The organism is Pseudomonas sp. P5_B2 (genome assembly GCF_056400445.1).
Genome location: NZ_JBFULH010001048.1, coordinates 1 through 1,080, shown reverse-complemented (window position 1 = coordinate 1,080; position 1,080 = coordinate 1). Strand labels below are relative to the sequence as shown.

The 1,080-nt window shown below is 58.6% G+C and carries 2 protein-coding genes; one reads left to right on the top strand and one right to left on the bottom strand.

Going from position 1 to position 1,080, the window contains the following annotated elements; all coding sequences use genetic code 11:
* Nucleotides 1-45 precede the first annotated feature (45 nt).
* Nucleotides 46-693, bottom strand: a complete 648-nt coding sequence (locus AC1DRJ_RS29060) for a YceH family protein (protein WP_477805165.1) — start codon at nt 691-693, stop codon at nt 46-48.
* 229 nt (nt 694-922) lie between these two features.
* Between AC1DRJ_RS29060 and AC1DRJ_RS29055 the strand changes: the two genes are divergently transcribed.
* Nucleotides 923-1,080, top strand: a 158-nt coding sequence (locus tag AC1DRJ_RS29055) for a DUF1993 family protein (protein WP_477805166.1), incomplete at its 3' end; no start/stop codon positions are given.

The following is a 1,080-nucleotide window of genomic DNA, read 5'->3' as shown; positions in this document are numbered from 1 at the left end:
ACGCAGCCTCGCGCTGCTCGGCAGCTGCTACAAGGGATTGAGTTGTTATTCAAGGCGTGCCAGGCGTTCCTCCAGCGCGGCAATGCGCGCTTCAAGTTCTTCGATTCGCTCAATCGAAACGCCGCTACCGCCGCCGCGCTCCACCGGGTTCTGCCGCGCCGCCAGGATAACCTCGATATCCGCCGGATCCCCCAGCGCATGCATATACCGGTCCTCCCGCTGACCGGCTTGTTTTTGAATCAACAACGCCAAGCCCCGCGCAATCAAACGCTCCAGTTGATGAATCACCTGTTCGGCGTCTTCAAATTCATGCATGCGCCCGCTGCGGGTCAGCAGTTCATTGACCGTCTGCGGACCTCGCAGGAACAACAACCCGGTCAGTATCACCTGCGCCGGCACCAGCTCCAGAGCCTTGTCGACCTTGTGTTCCCAGCGATCCGCACGACTGCCCATGACAAGTTTGGTGAAACCGCGTCCTTCCAGCGCCCGCAGACTCTGGCCGACCTGGCCTTGGGTCAGGTTCATCACCGGTTCACGGCTGGTTTTCTGGTTGCAGGCAATCACCAGGGCGTTGAGGGTCAGCGGATAGGTTTCCGGGCTGGTGGCCTGTTTCTCGATCAGCGAGCCCAAAATGCGGATTTCCGTGCTGTTAAGCCGCGGCTCGTCGAAGGTCGTCTCTTGCTCAGTGCTCATGGTGGCGCATCCTTACCCGGTTCATGTTTTTCACTTGCGTGAATGCACTTTAGATTGACGGGCGCCAATGGCAACAGAATTTGTTGTACCCCAAGGTAACGGTGCCGGTGGTGACACACGCCATTGCGGCGGTGAAGGTGCGCGGCTGCGGAAAAAGACCCGTCCAGGGAGGGCGGGCATGGCTATAATCGGCCGACGTTTTCTCCTCCTGTCACCACACGAGACTGCCATGACCATTTCCCTGTACGACGCTTCCGTTCCTGTTTTCAAGCAAATGCTCACCGCCCTGAGTGACGTGCTGAAAAAAGCAGAAGCGCACGCTACCGAAAAAAACATCGACCCGAATGCGTTCCTGCAAGCCCGCCTGTACCCGGACATGTTCCCGCT

What these genes read in the sequence shown, in the direction of transcription:
- AC1DRJ_RS29060 (WP_477805165.1), bottom strand. Translation starts at nt 693, where the DNA reads ATGAGCACTGAGCAAGAGACGACCTTCGACGAGCCGCGGCTTAACAGC.